The sequence below is a fragment of the Burkholderia sp. BCC1988 genome (genome assembly GCF_905339895.1).
Classification (GTDB): domain Bacteria; phylum Pseudomonadota; class Gammaproteobacteria; order Burkholderiales; family Burkholderiaceae; genus Burkholderia.
The window spans coordinates 172,569-195,284 of the sequence record NZ_CAJPHA010000013.1; the positions used below are offsets into that span (position 1 = coordinate 172,569).

Sequence of the window (22,716 nt, forward strand, 5' to 3'; positions counted from 1 at the left end):
GCACGGCGAACCGAATATCCCAGGAGACAGACATGGCAAGGAAGATCACTTATTCGCAGGCGATCAACGAGGCGCTCGCGCAGGAAATGGCGCGCGACGACAGCGTGATCGTGATGGGCGAGGACAACGCGGGCGGCGCGGGTGCGCCGGGCGAGGACGACGCATGGGGTGGCGTGCTCGGCGTGACGAAGGGGCTGTTTCACAAGTTTCCGGGCCGCGTGCTCGATACGCCGCTGTCGGAAGGCGGCTACATCGGCGCGGCGGTCGGCGCGGCCGCATGCGGGATGCGGCCCGTCGCGGAGCTGATGTTCATCGATTTCATGGGCGTGTGCTTCGACCAGATCTTCAACCAGGCCGCGAAATTCCGCTACATGTTCGGCGGCAAGGCCGTGACGCCGGTCGTGATCCGCGCGATGTACGGCGCGGGCCTGCGCGCGGCCGCGCAGCATTCGCAGATGCTCACGTCGCTGTTTACGCACATTCCGGGGCTGAAGGTCGTGTGCCCGTCGACGCCTTACGACGCGAAGGGGCTGCTGATCCAGTCGATCCGCGACAACGATCCCGTGATCTTCCTCGAACACAAGCTGCTCTACACGCGCGAAGGCGACGTACCTGAGGAATCCTATGCGATTCCGTTCGGCGAGGCGAACGTCGTGCGCGAAGGCGACGACGCGACGATCGTCACGTACGGCCGGATGGTGCATCTCGCGACCGACGCGGCCGCGAAGCTCGCGAAGGACGGCATTCACGTCGACGTGATCGACCTGCGTACGACGTCGCCGCTCGACGAGGAAACGATCCTCGAAAGCGCGGCGCGCACCGGGCGCGTGGTGGTGGTCGATGAAGCGAACCCGCGCTGCTCGATCGCGACCGACATCGCCGCGCTCGTCGCACAGCGCGCGTTCCGAACGCTCAAGGCGCCGATCGAGCTCGTCACCGCGCCGCATACGCCTGCGCCGTTCGCCGGCGTGCTGGAAGACCTTTACATCCCGTCCGCCGACGCGATCGCGCAGGCGGTACTCAAGACCAGGAGCTGACACGATGTCGATTCACATGATCACGATGCCCAAGTGGGGGCTGTCGATGGAGCAGGGGCAGGTCAACGGCTGGCTGAAGGCGATCGGCGAGCGCGTGACGAAGGGCGACGAAGTGCTCGACGTCGAGACCGACAAGATCTCGTCGGGCGTCGAGTGCGCGTTCGACGGCACGCTGCGCCGGCAGGTCGCGCAGGAGGGCGAGACGCTGCCGGTCGGCGCGCTGCTCGGCGTGGTAGCCGCGGCCGAGGCGAGCGATGCCGATATCGACGCGGCGATCGCCGAATTCCAGCGCGATTTCGTGCCGGCCGCGGCCGCCGACGACGCGGCGGGCCCGCAGCCCGAGAAGGCGCAGATCGGCGGACGCACGGTCCGGTTCCTGAAGCTCGGCGACGGCTCGGGCACGCCCGCCGTGCTGATCCACGGCTTCGGCGGCGACCTCAACAACTGGCTGTTCAACCACGCGGAGCTCGCCGCGCACCGGCCCGTCTGGGCGCTCGATCTGCCGGGGCATGGCGAGTCGGGCAAGGCAGTCGACACCGGCAGCCTCGACGAACTGGCCGATGCGGTGCTCGCGCTGCTCGATGCGCAGCACATCGAGCGCGCGCACCTGATCGGCCATTCGATGGGCGGCGCGGTGGCGATGACGTTGGCCGACAGCGCGCCGGAGCGCGTCGCATCGCTGACGCTGATCGCGAGTGCTGGGCTCGGCGCCGACATCAACCGCGATTACATCGACGGCTTCGTCGCCGGCAACAGCCGCAACACGCTGAAGCCGCACCTCGGCGCGCTGTTCGCGGACCACGCGCTCGTCACGCGGCAACTGGTCGAGGATCTCGTCAAGTACAAGCGGCTCGAAGGCGTGCAGGCCGCGCTGGAGAAGATCGCGAGCGCCGCGTTCGACGGTGCGGCCCAGCGGCGCGTGTTCCGCGACCGCGTCGGGTCGCTCGCGCCGCGCACGCTCGTGATCTGGGGCGAGCACGACCAGGTGATTCCGGCGCGGCACGCGCAGGGCTTGCCGGACGGCGTGCGTGCCGAGGTGATTGCCGGCAGCGGCCACATGGTGCAGATGGAGGCGGCTGCCGACGTGAACCGCCTGATCGTCGCGTTCCTCGGAGACTGACGATGACCGCCGCGCTCGAACGACCCAGCCTCACCGCGCTCGGCCAGCCGGGCGCGCGCAGCCGCGACAAGCTCGCGCGCATTCCGGTGCGCGTCGAGCCCGCGGGCGGCGCGGCGCTGCCGAAGCCGCCGTGGCTGCGGGCGCGGCCGATGATGAGCGGGGCGGTCGCCGACATGGCGGCCGTGCTGCGCGAGCATCGGCTGCATTCCGTCTGCGAGGAGGCGATGTGCCCGAACATCGGCGAATGCTTCGCGCAGCGCACCGCGACCTTCATGATCATGGGCGGGCTGTGCACGCGGCGCTGCCCGTTCTGCGACGTCGCGCACGGCCGTCCCGAGCCGCTCGATCCCGACGAGCCCGCGCGGCTCGCGGCCGCGGTCGCGGCGCTCGGGCTGCGCTACGTCGTGATCACGTCGGTCGATCGCGACGACCTGCGCGACGGCGGCGCCGCGCATTTCGCTGCCTGCATCGCGGCGGTGCGCGCGAGCGTGCCGGGCATCGGCGTCGAGGTGCTGACGCCCGATTTCCGCGGCCGCGTCGCGCGTGCGCTCGATGCGTTGTCGTCGGCGTGGCCGGACGTGTTCAATCACAACATCGAGACGGTGCCGTCGCTGTATCGGGCGGCGCGGCCGGGCGCCGACTATCGCGGCTCGCTCGAACTGCTCGCGCACGCGAAGGCCGCGCGGCCGACGCTCGTGACGAAATCGGGCTTGATGCTCGGGCTCGGCGAGTGCGACGACGAGGTGCGGGACACGCTGCGCGACCTGCGCGCGCACGAGGTCGACGTGCTGACGCTCGGCCAGTATCTCGCGCCGTCCGCGCACCATCTGCCGGTGCGACGCTACGTGAGCCCCGATGCGTTCGCCGCGTGGCGCGACGAGGGGCTGGCGCTCGGTTTCAGGGAAGTCGTTGCCGGACCGCTCGTGCGGTCCTCGTACCACGCGGCCGACGTGCTGGAGGACGCGTAGGCCGCACGCCGTGCGTCATGCGCCAAATGCGCCGACGGCCGGTTGCGCGCGGCTGACGCGGCGCAGGTAGAGCGCGAGGCCCGCGCCCGCCAGCATCAGGCTGATCGTGTTCGCGAACCAGAAGCCGCGCGCGCCGGTCAGCCAGGCGGGGGCGAGGCCGCCGACGTCGAAGCCGAGCACGTAGCCGCCGCCGAGTCCGACGCCCCACAGCGCGACCGCATAGATCACGGTCGGCACGACCGCGACCTTGTACGCGCGCAGCACGAAGGCGGACGTGATCTGCAGCGCGTCGAAGAAGTGGTAGCAGGTGACGATCGCGACCAGCGGCAGCGCGGCGGCGGCCACGGCCGGATTCGGCGTGTAACCGCTGACGATCAGCGGACGCAGCGTGAACACGAGCACGCCGTACGCGGCCGCGATCCCGCACGCGAGCATCACGCTGTGCCGGCCGAGCAGCCGCGCCTCGTCCGGGCGGCCGGCGCCGAGTGCGCGGGCCACCAGCGTCGACGCCGCGACCCCGATCGACAGCGGCGTCATGTACAGCACCGCGCCGATGTTGCCGGCGATCTGGTGGCCGGCGAGCGTCGTCGTGCCGAACTGCGCGATGAAGAGCGCCATGCACGTGTACGACGTGACCTCGATCAGGTACGACAGGCCCATCGGCACGCCGAGCTTCAGGATCGCCTTCTGGCGCGCCCAGACGGGCCAGCAAAAGCGCGAGAAGATCGAAAGCGGCGAGAACACGTCGAGCTTCGCGAGCAGCGTGAAGCCGATCAACGCGAGCGCCCAGTTGATCAGCGTACTGGCGAGCCCGCAACCGGGGCCGCCGAGGGCCGGCACGCCGAGCCCGCCGAAGATGAACCACACGTTGAGCGGAAACTTGAGCAGCAGCGCGCCGACCTGCAGGATCATCGCGAGGCGCGGCTTGCCGGCCGCGTTGGTCAGCGCGTTGTAGATCCGGAACACGAGGCTCGCCGGCAGGCCGTACGACAGGATTCGCAGGTAATCGACCGTGCGGTCGTGTAACGCGGGCGGCGCGTGGGCGATGTGCAGCAGCGGTTCGGGAAAATGCAGCAGCAGGAAGCCGGGCACCGCGAGCATCAGCGCGAGCCACAGCGCCTGGCGGACTTCCTCGCCGATCTCGGCATAGCGCCGCGCGCCGTACAGCTGCCCGGTGATCGGCTGCAGCGCGGACAGGATGCCCGTCAACCCGATGTAGACCGACACGTAGATCGACGAACCGAGCCCGAGCGCGGCGAGGTCGATGGCCGAGTAGCGGCCGACCATCGCCGTGTCGATCACGCCGAACGCGATGATCGCGAGCTGGCCGACGAGCACCGGCCACGCGAGGCCGACGATCCGGCGGATGTCGGCGAACATCGTCAATCGACCGCCCGGTGGCGCGGGCCACGGCGCTTGACGGGCGCCGCCGGCCGCTCGATGCGCTCGTACAGGCGGAAGCGCTCGTCGCGGTCGGCCACGCGGCGGCCTTCCCATACGAGACGCCACACGTATTGCGACATCGCGCTCGGCTCGCCGAAGTCGGAGCGGTCCTGGCGCAGGATCACGTCGCAGTCGCCCGAGAATTCGAAGTGCATGTCGCCGAAATAAGCGAAGGTCGCGATCTGCGCATCGCCGAGCCGCACGGGCGAGATGCACTCATAGTCTTTCGGCAGGTGCGACGCGATCTGTTGTGCGACGTCGCTGTAGGTCCGGCCGTAGTTGACGATCGGCAGCCACAGCGTCATCAGCAGCACCCACATCAGCGTGGTGCCCGCACCCGACAGCACGACGCTGCGCCACAGCACCTTCGGCTGGCGCGAGACGCGCCAGCGCGCGAGCAGGCACCAGCACACGGTGACGATCACCGCGCAGACGAACGACAGGATCTTGAAGTGCGGTTCGTAGCCCGGCACGAGGCGCGCGAGGTTGCGCGCGAGCGGATGCGGGAAGCCGGTGAGCGACGCGAGCCACACGAGCCACACGAAGGTGCCGAGGATCGTGAAGCTCAGCACCGCGAACCAGTCGAACGCGTTGATCGCGCCGCGCTTGAGGGTCGGCAGCGCGAAGGTGGCGAGCACCGCGAGCGGCGGCAGCAACAGCATGTACATGCGGTTCGACTGCTGGCTCTGCAGGATCACGAGCGCGACGAGCGGCACCACGACCGACAGTGGAATCGCGATGTGCGCGCGGCGGCGCATGCCGGCCCAGCTCCACCAGGCCCAGATCGCGAGCGGCCACGCGGGCCACGTGAACAGCGGCAGGTTCTTTGCCGCATACGCGAGCACCGCGGTCGGCGGGCCTGAGAAGCGCATCAGGCTGCCGTGGATCCACTGATTGAAGAACCATGCGGCGTCGTCCGGCGCTGCCTGGAAGGCGGCGAGCGGCCACAGCGCGAAGATCGCGGCCGCGAGCGGCAGGCCGATCAGCGGCAGGCGCAGGTTGCGCATCTCCGGCGTGACGAGCCACAGCGCGGCCGTGCCGGCGAGCAGCGCGATGACCAGCACCGGGTTGCCGGACAGCGTGACGAGGCCGATCGCGGCGCCCCACCACAGCGCACCCTGCAGCGGCTTGTCGATGCCGCGCACGATGCCGTACACGAACATCGCGATCCACGCGAACTGCGCGAGCTGCGGCGTCGTTTCGTGGCCGCGCTCCGCGAGCCCGAAGCATGCGACGAGGACCAGCAGCGCGCCGTCGGCGAGCGTGCGGCCGTAGTCGCGCGGCTCCGGCTCGCCGCCGAATGCGTACTTGAACGGTTGGACCTCCGCACGCCGGCCGAGCAGATAGGCCGCGTACCAGACGAACGCGCACGCGACGCAGAACAGCACGCCCGTGTCGACGCGCGACGCGTTGCTCGCGTCGACCCACGGCGCCAGCGCGCGGATCGACAGCGCGCCGAGCCAGTAGGCGAGCGGCCCGTCGGTCGTGATGAACTTGCCGACGAGATTCGGCAGCAGCCAGTCGTGCCAGCCGCCGGTGGCCATCGTCCACATCACGCCGAAGCCCGCCGCGTCCTCGTTCTTCCACGGGTCGCGGCCGAACAGGCCGAACGCCGCGTAGACGAGGCAGAGCGTGAGCAGCAGCCAGCGCGGCAGCGCGCGCGTGGCGGAGGCGGTGAGGCGAACGACAGGCTTCATGCAGATGAGCGATTTGTTATGAGCGGGCGGCCGGTGCGGTCATGCGCCGACGGCGCGGATTCGAGCATCCGGCATTGTAGACGCGCCGGCCGTTGCGCGTCAGACGATTGCCCGGCGGCCGTGCGGCGTTGTCCCGGCGAGCGGCGACAAAAAAGGGCAGCCTGGGCTGCCCTTTCGTGCGGTACCGGTGCGTTGCAACCACCGGATCGGTGCGAAGCTTACTTCGCCTTGCCGTTGGCGCGAACGCCGAACTTGTTCTTGAACTTCTCGACACGGCCTGCCGTGTCCATGATCTTTTGCTGACCCGTGTAGAACGAGTGCGATTCCGACGACACTTCGATCTTGGCGAGCGGGTAGGTCTTGCCTTCGTGTTCGATGGTTTCACGCGTCTGGATCGTCGAGCGCGTGATGAACTTGAAGCCGTTCGACATGTCTTGGAAGACGACTTCGCGGTAGTCCGGGTGAATGCCAGGTTTCATGATGTTCCTTGGTGAGAGCGGTAGCCAACCCGCCGCTTGCCGTGCCGGACCGCACACAGTTGCGCGATTTCAGCCGACGTCAAGCCCGGCGCGAGCCACTTGCCTAAGGTCGAAAAACGGCGATTATGCCAGAAAATCAGACGGTTGACGAATAATTTTCATCACGCGTCGAGGGCGCCCGTGCGGGCCGGATCCTGCCGGTAATAGCGGGCGAGCAGCCGGTAGAGCTCCGGAAATTCGGACTCGAACGCGCGCGGTCGCACGAACAGCGCCTCGCTGCACACCGCGAAGAACTCCGACGGGTGATCGGCCGCATAGGGATCGATCAGCGAGTCGCGCTCGAAGCGCGCCCACGCGCGATCCGGCACCGCATCGACGCGCGCGCAGAACTGGTCGTACGCGTGCTCGAACACGTCGGCCCACGCCTGCGCGTCGAGGTGCGGCGCGTGCCAGCGGCGAAAGAGGGGCGGATAGCCGTCGGCCTCGCCGTTGACCATGTCGATCTTGTGCGCGAACTCGTGGATCACGACGTTGTACGCGTCGCGGCCGTCCGTCATCTGCGCGTCTTCCCACGACACGATCACCGGCCCGCCTTCCCACGCTTCGCCGCTCGCGTCCTGCTCGACTTCATGGACGACGCCGTCCTCGTCCTGCACGGTCTTGCGGATCACGAATTCGCCCGGATACACGACGACGCCGACCCAGCCGTCGTACAGCGACAGATCGAGATTCAGCACGGGCAGGCACGCCTGCGCGGCGATCGCGACGATCATCTCGTCGGTCAGCTCGAGCCCGTGCGCGGTCGAAAACGATTTCTTCGCGATGAACAGGCTCGTCAGCTCGCGCAGGCGGCCCAGGTCGGCGGGCGTCAGCGTAGCGAGGAACGGCAGGCGTGCGACGGTGTCCTGCCACAGCGCATCGGGAATCGGGTGGCTGCGCAGCGCGCGGTCGCGGCGGCGGTCGTCGAACCAGCGGGTCAGTTTCGAGAGCATGGAAGCAGCGCGGGGAAATCCAAAGCCTGTCTTTTAACTCAATCGATCTCTTTTTGCCATGCCGCGAACAGGCCGCCGACCAGCGCGACGCCCGCGAGGAAATAGAAACCGTCGAGCGACGCGAGGAACGACGCTTGTTGCGCGACCATCCGCGCGATCGATGCGATCGCGAGGGCGTGCGCGTCGTTCAGTGCATGGCCGGCGGCCGCATAACCGCGCGTGAGGGCGTCGACGGTCTGCTGGAACAGCGGATCGAACACGTTCGCGCGCTCGACGAGCCGCGTCTGGTGCAGGGCCAGCCGGTGTTGCTCGACGATGATCACCGACGACGTCGCGAACGAGATCGTCAATTGCCGCACGATGTTCTTCAGCCGATAGCCGTGCGTGTATTCGTCGATCGCGAAGATGCGGAACGTCAGGTTCGCGACCGGCAGCACGATGAACAGCAGCAACAGCCCGCGCAGCAGCAGCGGGACGATCAGCGCGGCCTCGCCGACCTGGGGCGTCATCCGCGTCATCCACAGCGCGGCCGTGACCGCGATCGCGAACCCCGGCACGACGAACCACTTCTTGTGCGTGACGCGCTTCGCATGGCGCAGGTAGGCGAACAGCGCGGTGGCCGAGATCAGCGACATCGTGCCGACCAGGCGCCCGGCGTTCTCGACCGGGTAGCCGAGCCCGCCTTCGAGCAGGCGGGACGTCAGGTAGCTGAAGCCCGTCGACTCGTAGTAATAGAACATGTACAGCAGCAGCCCGACCTGGAACGTGCGTTCGCGAAACGCGTGCAGCCGCACGAGCGGCGTCGGATGGTTCCACTGGTGATAGGCGAACCACGCGAGCGCGCCGAGGCCGGCGATCGTCAGCAGGATCAGCATCGGCGAGCCGCTGTAGAGCTGGTAGTGCACCTGCTGCAGCACGATCTGCAGCGCGCCTTGCGCGAGCGCGAACACGACGTATGGCCAGAAATGCCCGGAGCCGCGTTCGTCGTCGGGCGTCCTGCCGGAATCGGGGAGCGTGAGCAGCGCGAGGATCGCGAACGCGATGCCCGCGGGCGCGGTGCAGGCGAACAGCGCGCGCCACGTCGAATGTGCGACGAGCAGCCCGCCGACGATCGGCGCGAGCGCGCTGCCGAGCAGGATCATGATCAGGAACGCGCGCGTGGCGGGCGGCCGCTCCTGCGGCTTGAAGCTGACCTGGATCAGGATCCGGCAGGCACCCATCATCGGGCCGATGAAATAGCCCTGGAAGCCGCGCGCGAACGCGAGTTCGAGCGACGTGTCGGCGAGCGCGGCCGCGATCGCGCCGAACGAGAACATCAGCATGCAGCCGGCGACGTAGCGGCGATGCCCGAGCCGGTCGACCCACCATTGCTGCTGCAGGATGCCGAGCACGGCCGTGACCGCATACGCGCTCGACGACCACACGAGTTCGTCGGGCGATGCGTTGACGCCGCCCGCGATGTAGCTCGCGAAGAACGAGAAGGCCGCGTTGTCGAAATAGTCGATGCCGGTGACGAGCGCGAGCGCCCACGGGAACAGGTCCGCGCGCAGGTTCGCGCGGCTCCAGAGCGGCGAGCGACCCGGCGCGACGTTCATTCACGGTCCTTGCGCGTACGCCGCGCGCCGGCCTCGGCCTGCCGTTGCGCGATCAGCGCGTCGGGGTTTTCGCCGGCGAGGCGCCGTTCGACGTAGTCGATGTCGTGCTGCAGTTCCTTGCGCAGCGCGACCGCTTCCTTCAACTCGCGCTGGACGGCCGCGATCCGCTCATCGAGCGTGTCGATCTGTTCGGCGAGCCCCGCGCGGATCTCGCGCAACGATGCGTCCGAATAGCGGCGCCGGCCGTCTCCCGTTTCTTCCAGCGGGCGCTTGAGCATCTCGGTGATGCCGTGCAGCGAAAAGCCGAGCGCGCGCAGCCGCAGGATGCGGGCGAAGCGTTCGAGATCGGCTTCGTCGTACAGGCGATAGCGGCCGCCGCTGCGCGACGGCGTGACGAGTCCGCGCTCTTCGTAGTACTTCAGCGTTCGCGGCGTGACGCCGAGCCGCGACGCGGCGTCGCTCACGGTCAGCAACGAGGGGGAGGCGTCGTTCGGCATCGGGATGGCAGGGGCTTCGGTCGGGACGATGGCGCGATTATAGATCAACCTGTACGTTCACGTACGGGTTGGCGCGAAAAAACGGCCGCCGGGCGAAACGCGCGGGCGGCCGTTCGGTGCGGGGCGAGGGCGATCAGCCGCCGCGGCGCATCAGGTCGAAGAACTCGGAATTGCTCTTCGTCTGGCGGATCTTGTCGAGCAGGAATTCCATGGCCTCGACTTCGTCCATGTCGTGGATGAATTTGCGCAGCACCCAGATCTTTTGCAGGATCTCGGGCTTGATCAGCATTTCTTCGCGGCGCGTGCCCGACTTGTTCAGGTTGATCGACGGATAGACGCGCTTTTCCGCGAGGCGGCGCTCGAGGTGCACTTCCATGTTGCCGGTGCCCTTGAACTCTTCGTAGATCACGTCGTCCATGCGGCTGCCGGTCTCGATCAGCGCGGTGCCGATAATCGTCAGCGAGCCGCCTTCCTCGATGTTGCGCGCGGCACCGAAGAAGCGCTTCGGACGCTGCAGCGCGTTCGCGTCGACACCGCCCGTCAGCACCTTGCCCGACGCCGGGATCACGGTGTTGTATGCGCGTGCGAGACGCGTGATCGAGTCGAGCAGGATCACGACGTCGTGCTTCATTTCGACGAGGCGCTTGGCCTTCTCGATCACCATTTCGGCGACCTGCACGTGACGCGTGGCCGGTTCGTCGAAGGTCGATGCGATCACTTCGCCGGCGACCGAGCGCTGCATTTCGGTCACTTCTTCGGGGCGCTCGTCGATCAGCAGCACGAACAGGATGACGTCCGGATGGTTCTGCTTGATCGCGTGTGCGATGTGCTGGAGCATCACGGTCTTGCCCGACTTCGGCGACGCGACGAGCAGGCCGCGCTGGCCCTTGCCGATCGGCGCGATCATGTCGATGATGCGGCCCGTGACGTTTTCTTCGCCGCGCATTTCGCGTTCGAGCGACAGCGGCTTGTTCGGGTGCAGCGGCGTGAGGTTCTCGAACATGATCTTGTGTTTCGAGGCCTCGGGCGGCTGCCCGTTGACTTTGTCGACCTTCACCAGCGCGAAGTAGCGCTCGCCGTCCTTCGGCGTGCGGACTTCACCTTCGATGGTGTCGCCGGTGTGCAGGTTGAAGCGGCGGATCTGCGACGGGCTGATGTAGATGTCGTCGGTGCTCGCGAGGTACGACATTTCCGGCGAGCGCAGGAAGCCGAAGCCGTCCGGCAGCACTTCGAGCGTACCGTCGCCGAAGATCGTCTCTCCCGTCTTGGCGCGCTTTTTGAGAATGGCGAACATCAGCTCCTGCTTGCGCAGGCGGTTCGCGTTTTCGATCTCCAGGCCATTGGCCATTTCGATCAGTTCGGACACGTGCAGAGACTTGAGCTCGGATAAATGCATACGGAGAACCCGCCAGGGAGGAGAAGCGACGAAAAGAAATAAGGGAGGAGGGGCGAGCGGAGGCGCTCTGAGACTTAATGCGTCTTGTAGACGTTTTTTGATTCTAGCATACGCCGATTCGCGCCTGAGCGGCCGATCAGCGGCTTGACGGCGGACGTGTTGTCGGTTGACAACACGTCCGCGGAACGGCCGGTATTACAGGTGGCTGTCCAGGAATGCGGTGAGTTGCGACTTCGACAGCGCACCGACCTTCTGTGCGGCGGCCGCGCCGTTCTTGAACAGGATCAGCGTCGGGATGCCGCGCACGCCGAACTTCGCAGGCGTTGCCTGGTTGTCGTCGACGTTGATCTTCGCGATCTGCAGCTTGTCGCCGTAGTCCTTCGCGACTTCGTCGAGGATCGGGGCGATCATCTTGCACGGGCCGCACCATTCGGCCCAGAAGTCGACGAGCACGGGCTTGTCGGATTTGACGACGTCCTGTTCGAACGATGCGTCGCTGATGTGTTTGATCTGTTCGCTCATTGGGTCAATACCTCTTACGGTTCGGGGACTGCCTGCTTGGCGCGTTGCGGCGCTCCGGCGGCCTGTCGGCTGCCGGCCGCTGCGGCAGGTCACTCCGCTCCCCGGAAGGAGGGGCGTAAGCGCTGCTTGGCGCGGCTCGCGGGTCGTTCGGGCGTCATATTAGCCTAAATTGCTATCTGCTGCGGGCGGCGATAGTAGCCGCTACGCGAGTAGGGGTACGACGCGCCGTTCGACCGTTGTGATCCGAACGTGGAGGCCGCCTCGCAAAATACAAGAGTCACGGTCTCTATCGCGGAATCCGTCCACCTGTTCGCGCCTGTTCGCGCCGGATCGACGGGCCCGTACGCGCGCCGGTTCGCTCGATCGTGCGCATTGTTGCGAACAAACGGTCGCATTTGGCCGGAAGCGGTGATAGAATATGCCGTGACGGGCCTCCTCGCATGGTGGGGCGGTGAACCTGGTCAGGTCGGGAACGAAGCAGCCACAATCGTTTTCTGCCAGTGCCGAGGGTCGGGCTCGTCACCTTTCCTCTCGCCCCGTTCGCCGGGCGTTTTTTATTTCTGCGTCATTCTCCGTTTTACCTGCGTCTTGCTCGTTTTCCGCACCGTTTCGCGTGTCGGCGCGACGCAGCGTTACTGATACAATTTCCCGATGACCTATCAAGTTCTCGCACGCAAGTGGCGTCCGAAGGATTTCGCTTCGCTCGTCGGCCAGGAGCACGTCGTCAGGGCGCTCACGCACGCGCTCGACGGCGGGCGTCTCCATCACGCCTATCTGTTTACCGGAACCCGCGGCGTCGGCAAGACGACGCTGTCGCGGATCTTCGCGAAGGCGCTCAACTGTGAAACCGGCGTCACGTCGCAGCCGTGCGGCGTGTGCCGCGCGTGCCGCGAGATCGACGAAGGCCGCTTCGTCGACTACGTCGAAATGGATGCCGCGAGCAACCGCGGCGTCGACGAAATGGCCGCGCTGCTCGAGCGCGCGGTGTACGCGCCCGTCGATGCGCGCTTCAAGGTCTACATGATCGACGAAGTGCACATGCTGACGAACCACGCGTTCAACGCGATGCTGAAGACGCTCGAGGAGCCGCCGCCGCACGTCAAGTTCATCCTCGCGACCACCGATCCGCAAAAGATTCCCGTCACCGTCCTGTCGCGCTGCCTGCAGTTCAACCTGAAGCAGATGCCGGCCGGGCACATCGTGTCGCACCTCGAACGGATCCTCGGCGAAGAGCGGATCTCGTTCGAGCAGCAGGCGCTGCGTCTGCTCGCGCGCGCCGCGCAGGGCAGCATGCGCGATGCGCTGTCGCTGACCGACCAGGCGATCGCGTACTCGGCGAACGAAGTGACCGAATCGGCGGTGTCGGGCATGCTCGGCGCGCTCGACCAGACTTACATGGTGCGCCTGCTCGATGCGCTCGCGGCCGGCGCCGGCCCGGAGATCCTCGCGATCGCCGACGAGATGTCGCTGCGCAGCCTGTCCTTTTCCACCGCGCTGCAGGATCTCGCCAGCCTGCTGCACCGGATCGCCTGGGCGCAGTTCGCGCCGGGGTCGGTGCTCGACGAATGGCCGGAAGCGGCCGATCTGCGCCGCTTCGCGGAGACGCTGAGCCCCGAGCAGGTTCAGCTGTTCTATCAGATCGCGACGGTCGGGCGCGCGGAGCTCGGCCTTGCGCCGGACGAATACGCCGGCTTCACCATGACGTTGCTGCGGATGCTCGCGTTCGAGCCGGCCGTCGGCGCCGGCAGTGCGCCGGGAGGTCAGCCTGCCGTGCCGCGTGCCGTGCCTGCACCAGCATCCGCGCCGCGTGCGGCCGCTGCCGTTGCGTCGGCTGCGGCACCCAGGTCGTCGGCGCCGCAGCCGGCAGCCGTGGCGGCCGCACGTCCGCAAGCGGCTGCGCCCGCTGCGCGTCCGGCAGCGGTCCAGTCCGACGATGCGGCGATTGCGTCGGCAGTGAAGGCTGTTTCGACACCGGCATCTGAATCTGCATCCGCGGCAACATCGGCTGCGACCGCAGCGCCGGCCGCACCGCAGCCGCAAGCGATCCCGGCACCTCAGGCGGTACCGCCGAGCGATGCACCGCCGGCTGTCCGCAACGAACCTGAACCGCCGGTTGCCGCCGCCAAGCGCAACGACGAACCTGCGCTGCCTGCCGAACCGGCGCCGCGTGCTGCGCCGGCCGAACCCGCCGCGCGCCCGTCTGCCCGCGGCGGTGCAGCTGCCGCACTCGACGTGCTGCGCAACGCCGGCATGCGCGTGTCGTCCGACCGCGCGCGTGCGGGCGCCGCGCCCAAGCCGGCGGCGGCCCAGCCGGCCGTCGAAAAGCCGGCGGCATCACGTCCTGCCGTGCAGGTACCGACGCCGCGTGCGGCGGCCCGCGCGCCGCAGGTTGCCGACACGCGCCAGGCCCCGCCGCCGTGGGAAGACATTCCGCCGGACGAATACGTGCCGCTCAGCGCCGACGAGATGTTCGGCGGTGCGGCGGACGACGGCTTCGTGCCCGTGTTCGACAGCGGCCCCGACGACGTGCGCATTGCGCCGAAGGCAGTGGAGGCCCGTCCGTCCGCGCCGGTCGACACGCGCCCGCTGCCGCCCGCGATCGCGCTCGACCCGGTCGGCTTCGACGGCGAATGGCCGGCGCTGGCCGCGCGGTTGCCGCTGAAGGGCGTCGCGTATCAGCTTGCATTCAACAGCGAGCTGACGGCCGTCGACGCGACGACGTTGAAACTGTCCGTGCCGGTGCCGCAGTATGCGGACGCCGCCCAGGTCGCGAAACTGAAGGCGGCCCTGGCCGATGCGCTCGGCAAGGCCGTCGAGGTCGCGGTCGAGGTCGGGCCCGCGCGGCGCACCGCGGCGGCACTCGATGCGGCTGCACGTGCGGCACGCCAGCGCGAGGCAGAACAGGACATCCATGGCGATCCGTTCGTCCAGCAGCTCGTGCGTGACTTCGGCGCGCGTATCGTCGAAGGCTCGGTGCGGCCGCTCGCCGATCCGGCGCCGGACGGCACGCCGCCGACGCTGCATTGAACGAATCGCACTGCGACAGGCACAATCACGCCCGCACACATTGACCGGCACGCGCCGCGTGCCGGTTTTCACACGATCAAGAAGGAGTATTCCCATGTTGAAAGGCAACCTCGCCGGACTGATGAAGCAAGCGCAGCAAATGCAGGAAAACATGAAGAAGATGCAGGAGCAGCTTGCGCAGATCGAAGTCGAAGGGCAGTCGGGTGCCGGCCTCGTCAAGGTAACGATGACCTGCCGCAACGAAGTGCGTCGCGTGGCGATCGACCCGAGCCTGCTCGCGGACGACAAGGACATGCTCGAGGATCTGGTCGCGGCCGCGTTCAACGATGCGGTGCGCAAGGCCGAGGCGACGTCGCAGGAAAAGATGAGCGGCATGACGTCGGGCCTGCCGCTGCCCCCGGGTTTCAAGCTGCCGTTCTGAGCGCAGCCTCCGTTCAGCTTTCAGCCGCCGTATGAAACAGCCGTCCGCCCTGTCCGCGCTCGTCGAAGCGTTGCGCGTATTGCCCGGCGTCGGGCCGAAATCCGCGCAACGCATGGCGTACCACCTGATGCAGCACGATCGGGAGGGCGCGGAACGGCTCGGCCGGTCGTTGCTGTTCGCGACCGAGCACCTGCAGCACTGCGAGAAGTGCAATACCTTCACGGAGGCGCAGATCTGCGAGGTGTGCAGCGACGAGGAGCGTGATCCGACGCTGCTGTGCGTCGTCGAGACGCCGGCCGACCAGATCATGCTCGAGCAGACGATGACGTACCGCGGGCTGTATTTCGTGCTGATGGGGCGGCTGAGCCCGCTCGACGGGATCGGCCCGAAGGAAATCCATTTCGACCGCCTCGTGCGGCGTGCGTCCGACGGTGTCGTCAAGGAGGTCGTGCTCGCGACCAACTTCACGAACGAGGGCGAAGCCACCGCGCACTACCTCGGCCAGACGCTGAAGGCGCGCGGGCTCGCGGTCACGCGCCTCGCGCGCGGCGTGCCGGTGGGCGGCGAACTCGAATACGTCGACGCGGGCACCATCGCCCGCGCGATGCTCGACCGCCGCACGATGTAAGCCGGGCGCCGCCGGCCGGCGGCGCCGTTCCTCATGCCAGGGAGACACATGAGCACCAGCCAGGGCCCGCTCGCGGGCGTCAAAGTGCTCGAATTCGGGACGCTGATCGCGGGGCCGTTCGCGTCGCGCCTCTTTGCCGAATTCGGCGCGGAAGTCATCAAGATCGAGGATCCGAACGGCGGCGACCCGCTGCGCAAGTGGCGCAAGCTGCATCCGGAGCAGGGCGGCACGTCGCTGTGGTGGTCGGTCCAGGCACGAAACAAGAAATCGGTCACCCTCAACCTGAAATCCGATGCCGGCAAGGCGATCGCGCGGCAACTCGCGCGCGAGGCCGACATCGTGATCGAAAACTTCCGCCCGGGCCTGCTCGAGAAGCTCGGGCTCGGCTACGACGTGCTGTCGGCCGACAACCCCGGGCTCGTGATGGTGCGCCTGTCCGGTTACGGGCAGACCGGCCCGTACCGCGACCGGCCCGGCTTCGGCGCGATCGCCGAATCGATGGGCGGCTTGCGCCACATCACCGGCTATCCCGATTTGCCGCCGCCGCGCATCGGCATCTCGATCGGCGACTCGATCGCCGCGCTGCACGGCGTGATCGGCGCGATGATGGCGCTCCACCACCGCAACGTGAACGGCGGCGCGGGGCAGGTGGTCGACGTTGCGCTGTACGAAGCGGTGTTCAACATGATGGAAAGCGTGGTGCCCGAGTACGGCGTGTACGGGATGGTGCGCGAGCGTACCGGCGCGTCGCTGCCGGGCATCGTGCCGTCGAACACCTACGCGTGCCGCGACGGCAGCATCGTGATCGGCGGCAACAGCGACCCGATCTTCAAGCGGCTGATGAAGGCGATCGAACGCGACGACCTCGCCGACGATCCCGCGCTCGCTCGCAACGACGGCCGCGTGCCGCGCACGCAGGAGATCGACGACGCGATCGCCGCGTGGCTCGCGCCGCGCACGATCGACGACGCGCTGGCCGTGCTCAACGCGGCCGACGTGCCGGCCGGGCGCATCTACAGCGCCGCCGACATGTTCACCGATCCGCAGTTCATCGCGCGGCAGATGATCCAGCGTTTCAAGCTGGCCGACGGCACCGACATTCCGCTGCCGAACATCACGCCGAAGCTGTCCGGCACGCCGGGCGAAACACGCTGGCTCGGGCCGGAACTCGGCGAGCATACGGACGAGGTGCTGCACAGTCTCGGCTACGACGCGCAGGCGATCGCCGCGCTGCGCGAGGCCGGCGCGATCTGAGCGCCGCGCACTCGACGCTGCGCGTCAGGTTTGCCGAACGGGCATCTCGTCACGGCGGCCCTTCGAGGGGAAAACCCGGGCGGCACCGCGTTTTCCCGAACCTGCAAACGCCGCCGCGCGATGCGACGGCGCACCGCGCGCGCGTCGTGCGTGCGGGCCTGTCCGCACCCGCCGGACTGTCGCTCTCGCGCCATCTTTCCTCGGTTACAATCGCCGGATGCGAATCCTACTCAGCAACGACGACGGCTATCTCGCCCCCGGTCTCGCCGCGCTCAGCGACGCGCTGCAGCCGCTTGCCGACCTCACGGTGATCGCGCCCGAGCAGAATTGCAGCGGCGCGTCGAATTCCCTGACGCTGTCGCGGCCGCTGTCGGTGCAGCGCGCGACGAATACGGGTTTCTTCTACGTGAACGGCACACCGACCGATTCGGTGCACGTCGCGCTGACCGGGATGGCCGACGCGCGGCCCGACCTCGTCGTGTCCGGGATCAACAACGGCCAGAACATGGGCGAAGACACGCTCTATTCAGGGACAGTTGCGGCCGCCACCGAAGGCATCATGTTCGGCGTGCCGGCCATCGCGTTTTCGCTGGCCGACAAGGGCTGGGCGCATCTGGCGGATGCGGCGCGCGTCGCCGCGGAAATCGTCGAGCACTTTCTCGCGCATCCGCTGCCCGGTCAGCCGCTGCTGAACGTCAATATCCCGAATCTGCCGTACGACGAACTGAAAGGCTGGCAGGTCACGCGCCTCGGCAAGCGTCACCCGTCCCAGCCGGTGATTCGCCAGACCGACCCGCGCGGCGAGCCGGTCTACTGGATCGGCGCCGCAGGCGCGGCGCTGGACGCGAGCGAAGGCACCGATTTCCACGCCGTCGCAAACGGTTTCGTCTCGATCACGCCGCTGCAGCTCGATCTCACGCATACGCAAATGCTGCCTGCAACGCGCGAATGGGCGCGCGCAGGAGGGCGGGCTTCATGAGCGGCGAGCGCGCGAAGCGGTTCCCGCTCGCGCTCGAAGATCTCAAGCGAGCGCCACGCAAATCGGAGGGCCGGGCCGGTGAACGCCATGCGGCGAGCGCGGTGCCGAAGGCCGTCGACAAGCCCGCTGCCGTGCTGAAGCCGGTGGCGGTGAAGGCGGGCGTCGCGCGCACGGTGCCCGGTGCGGCCGCCGCGAAGCCGGCGAGCGCACCGAAGCCGACCGCGCTGAAGCCCGCGATGCCGAAGCCGGCGGCGCCGAGCGTCGCGCCGGCCGGTGCATTCGCGTTGACGTCGGAACGTGTGCGCGAGCGCATGGTCGAACGCCTGCGCGCGAACGGCGTGACCGACGCGCGCGTGCTGGATGCGATGGCCGCGGTGCCGCGCCACCTGTTCGTGGATCCCGGGCTCGCGACGCAGGCGTACGAGGATGCCGCGTTGCCTATCGGCCACCAGCAAACGATTTCAAAGCCGTCGGTCGTCGCGCGCATGATCGAGCTCGCGATGGCCGGCCGCACGCTCGAGCGCGTCCTCGAGATCGGCACCGGTTGCGGCTACCAGGCCGCGGTGCTGAGTCACGTGGCACGCGACGTGTATTCGATTGAACGCATCAAGCCGCTCTACGAGCGCGCGAAGCTGAACCTGCGGCCGCTGCGCGTGCCGAACATCCGTCTGCATTACGGCGACGGGCGTGTCGGCCTGCCGTCCGCGGGCCCGTTCGACGCGATCGTGATCGCGGCGGCGGGGCTCGACGTGCCGCAGGCGCTGCTCGAGCAGCTCGCGATCGGCGGGCGGCTCGTCGCGCCGGTCGGCGCGCAGAGCGGGCAGCCTCAGGTGCTCACGCTCGTCGAGCGCGTCGCGCACGCGCAATGGCGGGAGTCCCGGCTTGATCGCGTTTTCTTTGTCCCTTTAAAATCCGGAGTGATTTGAAACCGATGAGTATGTTGCGCGCGATGCAAAACAACCGAACCAGGGAACCGCTCACGTTCGCCCAGCGCGCGATCTGTGTGGCTGCGTTCTCCACGCTGCTGGCCGCCTGTGCGACGCGGCTCGACAACGCGCCCGTCGTCGACCGCTCCGGATCGCTCGGCACGACCGCCGCCGCGCAGCCCGCAGTGCCGCTCGGCCCGCCGCCGCCCGGCTTCTACCGTGTGAAACCGGGCGATACGCTGTACCGGATCGCGCTCGAGAACGGGCAGAACTATCGCGACATCGCCACCTGGAACAACCTGGCGAACCCGAATCAGATCGAAGTCGACCAGCTGCTGCGTGTCGCGCCGCCGGGCGGTGCCGCGCTTGCCGGCTCGCCGGCTGCCGCACCGATCACCGGCGCCGCCGTCGCGACCGCGCCGCTCAGCAGCGGTCCCGCGACGCCGGCCGCGGGCTCGTCGTCCGCGAGCACGCCGCCGGCTGCCGCCGCATCGAGCGATACGGCAGCCGCGCCGAGCGGCCCCGTGACGTTCGCATGGCCCGTGCGCGGTCCGGTGCTGAACGGTTTCGACGACGCGAAGAACAAGGGCGTCAATATCGGCGGCACGTCCGGCGAGGCCGTGAAGGCGGCGGCCGACGGCCGCGTCGTCTACTCGGGCAACGGCCTGCGTGGCTATGGCAACCTCATTATCATCAAACACGATGCAACTTACCTCACGGCGTATGCACACAATCGCGCTTTGATGGTAAAAGAGGGGGACGCGGTAACGAAGGGGCAGAAGATCGCCGAGATGGGTAATAGCGATGCCGACCGCGTGATGCTGCATTTCGAGGTTCGCCGGCAGGGTAAACCTGTCGATCCGCTGAAGTATTTGCCGCCTCAATAACCGAGACGACCATGCCGAAATCGAAGCGCCACGAGCCGCAAGCCGAATCTGAGAAGATCAGTCGTGCCACGCAAGCATCGGTGGAGCGAGCTGGCGCTTCGACGGACGACGAAGACGACGTCGCGGAAAACGAACGCGATCTCGAGGCACGCGACGCCGAAGCGGACGGCGACGACGAGCACGAAGGTCGGGCGGAAGCCGCGCCCGACGTCGACGATTTCCGCGCATTGCTGCAGGCCGAACTCACGGCCGACACGATCCAGCATTACCTGAACCGTATCAGCGTGAAGCCGCTCCTGACCGTCGAGGAGGAGCAGCGCTATTCGCGTCTTGCGAAGGCCGGCGAATTCGAGGCGCGGCAGGTGATGATCGAGCGCAACCTGCGTCTCGTCGTCAGTATCGCGAAGGGTTACCTGAACCGCGGCGTGCCGCTGCTCGACCTGATCGAGGAGGGCAACCTCGGCCTGATGCACGCGATCGAGAAATTCGATCCGACGCGTGGCTTTCGGTTCTCGACCTACGCGACGTGGTGGATCCGGCAGAGCATCGAACGGGCGATCATGAACCAGGCTCGCACCGTGCGTCTGCCCGTGCACGTGATCCGCGAACTGAACCAGGTGCTGCGCGCGAAGCGCCACCTCGAAAAGAATTCGATGTCGACGGGCGAGGCGGCCGAGCGCCGTGAAGCCAGCATCGACGACATCGCCTATCTCACCGGCAAGACCGCCGAGGAAGTCACCGACATCCTCGCGCTCAACGAGCACACCGCGTCGCTCGACGCGCCGCTCGATCTCGATCCCGCGAGCAGCCTGCTCGACCTGCTGCCCGACGACCAGAGCCAGTCGCCCGACGCGGAGGTGCAGCACCGCGAACTCGAGACGCTCACGCGCGCATGGCTGTCGCGGCTGTCCGACAAGCATCGGCACGTGATCGAGCGCCGCTTCGGCCTGAACCACATCGAACCGGCCACGCTCGAGGAGCTGGCCGACGAGATGGGGCTCACGCGCGAGCGCGTGCGGCAGATCCAGCAGGAAGCGCTGGTGCGCCTCAAGCGGTTCTTTGCCTCCAATGGCGTGCGCAAGGACGCCGTTCTGTAACTGATGACACCGATTCTCGTTTTTGACATCGAGACCATTCCCGATGTCGACGGCATTCGCCGTCTTGAAGACCTGCCCGCGACACTGGACGATGCCGCGGTGGCCGAACATGCGTTCGCCGCGCGCCGCGAGAAGACCGGCAGCGATTTCCTGCCGCATCACCTGCAGCGCATCGCGGCGATCTCCTGCGTGTTCCGCGACAACAACGGTTTCCGCGTTCGGTCGTTGGGCACACCCCAGGACAATGAGGCGACGCTGGTCCAGTCGTTCTATCGCGTGATCGAGAAATACACGCCGCAGCTCGTGTCGTGGAACGGCGGCGGCTTCGATCTGCCGGTGCTCCATTACCGTGCGCTCGTACACGGGATCCCCGCGACGCGCTACTGGGATCTGGGCGAAGACGACCGCGAGTTCAAGTGGAACAACTACATCTCGCGTTATCACTCGCGGCACACCGACCTGATGGACGTGCTCGCGATGTATCAGGCGCGCGCGAATGCGCCGCTCGACGCGCTCGCGAAGCTGTGCGGCTTCCCGGGCAAGCTCGGAATGGACGGCAGCCAGGTGTGGCCGGCGTTCCAGGATGGCCGGATCGAGGAAATCCGCAACTATTGCGAAACGGACGTCGTCAATACCTACCTGCTGTATTGCCGGTTCCAGCTGATGCGCGGCGGCCTGACGCCGAGCGAATATGCGGACGAGATCCTGCTCGTGAAGAATTCGCTCGCGCAGGAGCCCGCGTCGCACTGGGCCGAATACCTGGCCGGTTTCGACGCGTGACGCGGGCGGCCCGCATGGCGGCCGCGATCAATTTCGATCGAGTTCGAGCACGACCGGCTGGTGATCCGATTCGCGCGCGTCGCCGTCGATTTCGCAGCGCGTGACGCGCGCCAGCAGCGTATCGGTCACGAACACGAAGTCGCATGCGAGCGGCCCGTCGGACCATTGCGCCGTGTCGTAGACGCCGGCGGTCGGCGGCGGCGTGCGGCCCGGGTGCCGGGCGATCCACGCATCGACGAACGACGGTGCGTCGGCGATCGGCTCGAGCATGCGCCGGTACGCGTCGCTGCCGAACGCGCTGTTGAAGTCGCCGCAGAGGATGGCATCACGCGGCTGGACGGTCTCGCTGAACGGCCCCGTGGCATTTTCGGCCGGCGCAGGCTGGTCCGCATGCGCACACGCTTCGCGGTGCCGGGCGTGCAATGCGTCGACCTGCGCGAGTCGCTGGCGCGCCGAATAGAATTCCAGATGCGTCGTGACGACCCGCAGCCGACCCGACGGTAACACCAGTTCGACGTCGAGAGCGACGCGCGGCATGGAAGGCGCGTCGGCGTCTGCCGGCCACGGCAGCAATTGGCGCAGCACGCGCCCGATCGGCAGCCGGGTCGCGACCGCATTGCCGAACTGGCGGCGCGGTGCGCCGGGTTCGAGCGGCGGCAGGTCGGCGCCGACCGCTTCGACGATCGTATAACCGGGCAGCAACGCCGCCAGTTCGGCGAACTGGTCGGGGCCGGGCTGGCCGGGCAGTGCGCCGAAACCGCGCGTGACTTCCTGCAGGCACAGCACGTCGAAGTCGCCAAGCCGGCGAGCGGCGGCGATCGTGCGCGGCAGGTCGACGACGCCGTCCGCGTCCCGACCCCATTGGATGTTCCAGTCGATCAGTCGCATGGTCGAGTCTCCCGAATCTCCTGAGTCTGTCGTGAGCAGAACGTGTGCCGCCGGCTGAGTTCGCGAGAGGCCGCGCATGCGGG

At 67.7% G+C, this 22,716-nt stretch carries 21 protein-coding genes and 1 other RNA gene; 13 read left to right on the forward strand and 9 right to left on the reverse strand.

Translation table 11 applies throughout. The features are described from left to right. Positions 1–32 precede the first annotated feature (32 nt). The 3 genes from U4012_RS20105 to lipA are packed head-to-tail and all read left to right on the forward strand — an operon-like array spanning position 33 to position 3,125. A complete protein-coding gene (locus tag U4012_RS20105; protein WP_044847261.1) occupies positions 33–1,037 on the forward strand; it encodes an alpha-ketoacid dehydrogenase subunit beta in 1,005 nt (334 codons plus the stop codon). Positions 1,038–1,041: 4 nt separating this feature from the next. Further along, on the forward strand, positions 1,042–2,157 hold the full coding sequence (locus U4012_RS20110; RefSeq protein ID WP_044847262.1) for an acetoin dehydrogenase dihydrolipoyllysine-residue acetyltransferase subunit: 1,116 nt from the start codon (positions 1,042–1,044) through the stop codon (positions 2,155–2,157). Between the two features lie 2 nt (positions 2,158–2,159). Continuing rightward, entirely contained in the window at positions 2,160–3,125 is a 966-nt protein-coding gene (lipA, locus tag U4012_RS20115; protein ID WP_321800987.1) for a lipoyl synthase, read from the forward strand. 15 nt (positions 3,126–3,140) lie between these two features. On the opposite strand, the gene U4012_RS20120 is transcribed toward lipA, so the two are convergent. The 8 genes from U4012_RS20120 to trxA all read right to left on the reverse strand — a co-directional run bounded on the left by U4012_RS20120 (position 3,141) and on the right by trxA (position 11,746). After that, positions 3,141–4,505, reverse strand: coding sequence for an MATE family efflux transporter (locus U4012_RS20120; RefSeq protein WP_321800989.1), 1,365 nt, complete (start codon positions 4,503–4,505; stop codon positions 3,141–3,143). A gap of 2 nt (positions 4,506–4,507) precedes the next feature. Beyond that, a complete protein-coding gene (locus tag U4012_RS20125; RefSeq protein ID WP_321800991.1) occupies positions 4,508–6,265 on the reverse strand; it encodes a glycosyltransferase family 39 protein in 1,758 nt (585 codons plus the stop codon). A gap of 218 nt (positions 6,266–6,483) precedes the next feature. Then, entirely contained in the window at positions 6,484–6,744 is a 261-nt protein-coding gene (locus tag U4012_RS20130) for a type B 50S ribosomal protein L31 (RefSeq protein ID WP_044847266.1), read from the reverse strand. A gap of 161 nt (positions 6,745–6,905) precedes the next feature. Then, positions 6,906–7,736, reverse strand: coding sequence for a M90 family metallopeptidase (locus U4012_RS20135; RefSeq protein ID WP_321800993.1), 831 nt, complete (start codon positions 7,734–7,736; stop codon positions 6,906–6,908). Between the two features lie 38 nt (positions 7,737–7,774). Then, the gene (locus U4012_RS20140; RefSeq protein WP_321800995.1) at positions 7,775–9,331 is read right to left on the reverse strand and encodes an MFS transporter; all 1,557 of its coding nucleotides are present in this window, start codon (positions 9,329–9,331) and stop codon (positions 7,775–7,777) included. Further along, entirely contained in the window at positions 9,328–9,828 is a 501-nt protein-coding gene (locus U4012_RS20145) for a MerR family transcriptional regulator (RefSeq protein ID WP_321800997.1), read from the reverse strand. Before U4012_RS20145 ends, U4012_RS20140 begins: the two co-directional genes overlap by 4 nt. A 133-nt stretch (positions 9,829–9,961) precedes the next feature. Continuing rightward, a complete protein-coding gene (gene rho / locus U4012_RS20150) occupies positions 9,962–11,224 on the reverse strand; it encodes a transcription termination factor Rho (RefSeq protein WP_006478662.1) in 1,263 nt (420 codons plus the stop codon). Positions 11,225–11,419: 195 nt separating this feature from the next. Next, a complete protein-coding gene (trxA, locus tag U4012_RS20155) occupies positions 11,420–11,746 on the reverse strand; it encodes a thioredoxin TrxA (protein WP_006402348.1) in 327 nt (108 codons plus the stop codon). Positions 11,747–12,171: 425 nt separating this feature from the next. Between trxA and ffs the strand changes: the two genes are divergently transcribed. The 10 genes from ffs to U4012_RS20205 all read left to right on the forward strand — a co-directional run bounded on the left by ffs (position 12,172) and on the right by U4012_RS20205 (position 21,745). Next, positions 12,172–12,270, forward strand: an RNA gene (ffs, locus tag U4012_RS20160) — signal recognition particle sRNA small type. Positions 12,271–12,397: 127 nt separating this feature from the next. Next, a complete protein-coding gene (locus U4012_RS20165; protein WP_321800999.1) occupies positions 12,398–14,773 on the forward strand; it encodes a DNA polymerase III subunit gamma/tau in 2,376 nt (791 codons plus the stop codon). Positions 14,774–14,867: 94 nt separating this feature from the next. Beyond that, positions 14,868–15,194, forward strand: a complete 327-nt coding sequence (locus tag U4012_RS20170; RefSeq protein WP_006755698.1) for a YbaB/EbfC family nucleoid-associated protein — start codon at positions 14,868–14,870, stop codon at positions 15,192–15,194. A gap of 31 nt (positions 15,195–15,225) precedes the next feature. Next, complete coding sequence (gene recR / locus U4012_RS20175) at positions 15,226–15,822, forward strand: recombination mediator RecR (RefSeq protein ID WP_044847271.1); 597 nt, start codon at positions 15,226–15,228, stop codon at positions 15,820–15,822. 48 nt (positions 15,823–15,870) lie between these two features. Beyond that, positions 15,871–17,076, forward strand: a complete 1,206-nt coding sequence (locus U4012_RS20180) for a CaiB/BaiF CoA transferase family protein (protein ID WP_044847272.1) — start codon at positions 15,871–15,873, stop codon at positions 17,074–17,076. A gap of 217 nt (positions 17,077–17,293) precedes the next feature. Further along, positions 17,294–18,055: a 5'/3'-nucleotidase SurE gene (gene surE, locus U4012_RS20185; RefSeq protein ID WP_124486298.1), complete on the forward strand. Its 762-nt coding sequence runs from the start codon at positions 17,294–17,296 to the stop codon at positions 18,053–18,055. Continuing rightward, positions 18,052–18,981 (forward strand): protein-L-isoaspartate(D-aspartate) O-methyltransferase, encoded by a 930-nt coding sequence (locus U4012_RS20190; protein WP_044848975.1) that lies wholly within the window; start codon positions 18,052–18,054, stop codon positions 18,979–18,981. Before surE ends, U4012_RS20190 begins: the two co-directional genes overlap by 4 nt. Before the next feature lie 5 nt (positions 18,982–18,986). Then, the gene (locus U4012_RS20195) at positions 18,987–19,868 is read left to right on the forward strand and encodes a peptidoglycan DD-metalloendopeptidase family protein (protein WP_044848976.1); all 882 of its coding nucleotides are present in this window, start codon (positions 18,987–18,989) and stop codon (positions 19,866–19,868) included. A gap of 11 nt (positions 19,869–19,879) precedes the next feature. Next, positions 19,880–20,965, forward strand: a complete 1,086-nt coding sequence (gene rpoS, locus U4012_RS20200) for an RNA polymerase sigma factor RpoS (protein ID WP_040144287.1) — start codon at positions 19,880–19,882, stop codon at positions 20,963–20,965. 3 nt (positions 20,966–20,968) lie between these two features. After that, positions 20,969–21,745, forward strand: a complete 777-nt coding sequence (locus U4012_RS20205; RefSeq protein WP_044848977.1) for a 3'-5' exonuclease — start codon at positions 20,969–20,971, stop codon at positions 21,743–21,745. Between the two features lie 27 nt (positions 21,746–21,772). On the opposite strand, the gene U4012_RS20210 is transcribed toward U4012_RS20205, so the two are convergent. Then, entirely contained in the window at positions 21,773–22,633 is an 861-nt protein-coding gene (locus U4012_RS20210; protein WP_321801007.1) for an endonuclease/exonuclease/phosphatase family protein, read from the reverse strand. Positions 22,634–22,716 lie beyond the last annotated feature (83 nt).

Excerpts from the sequence above, each read along its gene's own strand:
- U4012_RS20105 (WP_044847261.1), top strand. The coding sequence starts at position 33 with ATGGCAAGGAAGATCACTTATTCGCAGGCGATCAACGAGGCGCTCGCG.
- U4012_RS20110 (WP_044847262.1), top strand. The coding sequence starts at position 1,042 with ATGTCGATTCACATGATCACGATGCCCAAGTGGGGGCTGTCGATGGAG.
- lipA (WP_321800987.1), top strand. The coding sequence starts at position 2,160 with ATGACCGCCGCGCTCGAACGACCCAGCCTCACCGCGCTCGGCCAGCCG.
- U4012_RS20120 (WP_321800989.1), bottom strand. The coding sequence starts at position 4,505 with ATGTTCGCCGACATCCGCCGGATCGTCGGCCTCGCGTGGCCGGTGCTC.
- U4012_RS20125 (WP_321800991.1), bottom strand. The coding sequence starts at position 6,265 with ATGAAGCCTGTCGTTCGCCTCACCGCCTCCGCCACGCGCGCGCTGCCG.
- U4012_RS20130 (WP_044847266.1), bottom strand. The coding sequence starts at position 6,744 with ATGAAACCTGGCATTCACCCGGACTACCGCGAAGTCGTCTTCCAAGAC.
- U4012_RS20135 (WP_321800993.1), bottom strand. The coding sequence starts at position 7,736 with ATGCTCTCGAAACTGACCCGCTGGTTCGACGACCGCCGCCGCGACCGC.
- U4012_RS20140 (WP_321800995.1), bottom strand. The coding sequence starts at position 9,331 with ATGAACGTCGCGCCGGGTCGCTCGCCGCTCTGGAGCCGCGCGAACCTG.
- U4012_RS20145 (WP_321800997.1), bottom strand. The coding sequence starts at position 9,828 with ATGCCGAACGACGCCTCCCCCTCGTTGCTGACCGTGAGCGACGCCGCG.
- rho (WP_006478662.1), bottom strand. The coding sequence starts at position 11,224 with ATGCATTTATCCGAGCTCAAGTCTCTGCACGTGTCCGAACTGATCGAA.
- trxA (WP_006402348.1), bottom strand. The coding sequence starts at position 11,746 with ATGAGCGAACAGATCAAACACATCAGCGACGCATCGTTCGAACAGGAC.
- U4012_RS20165 (WP_321800999.1), top strand. The coding sequence starts at position 12,398 with ATGACCTATCAAGTTCTCGCACGCAAGTGGCGTCCGAAGGATTTCGCT.
- U4012_RS20170 (WP_006755698.1), top strand. The coding sequence starts at position 14,868 with ATGTTGAAAGGCAACCTCGCCGGACTGATGAAGCAAGCGCAGCAAATG.
- recR (WP_044847271.1), top strand. The coding sequence starts at position 15,226 with ATGAAACAGCCGTCCGCCCTGTCCGCGCTCGTCGAAGCGTTGCGCGTA.
- U4012_RS20180 (WP_044847272.1), top strand. The coding sequence starts at position 15,871 with ATGAGCACCAGCCAGGGCCCGCTCGCGGGCGTCAAAGTGCTCGAATTC.
- surE (WP_124486298.1), top strand. The coding sequence starts at position 17,294 with ATGCGAATCCTACTCAGCAACGACGACGGCTATCTCGCCCCCGGTCTC.
- U4012_RS20190 (WP_044848975.1), top strand. The coding sequence starts at position 18,052 with ATGAGCGGCGAGCGCGCGAAGCGGTTCCCGCTCGCGCTCGAAGATCTC.
- U4012_RS20195 (WP_044848976.1), top strand. The coding sequence starts at position 18,987 with ATGAGTATGTTGCGCGCGATGCAAAACAACCGAACCAGGGAACCGCTC.
- rpoS (WP_040144287.1), top strand. The coding sequence starts at position 19,880 with ATGCCGAAATCGAAGCGCCACGAGCCGCAAGCCGAATCTGAGAAGATC.
- U4012_RS20205 (WP_044848977.1), top strand. The coding sequence starts at position 20,969 with ATGACACCGATTCTCGTTTTTGACATCGAGACCATTCCCGATGTCGAC.
- U4012_RS20210 (WP_321801007.1), bottom strand. The coding sequence starts at position 22,633 with ATGCGACTGATCGACTGGAACATCCAATGGGGTCGGGACGCGGACGGC.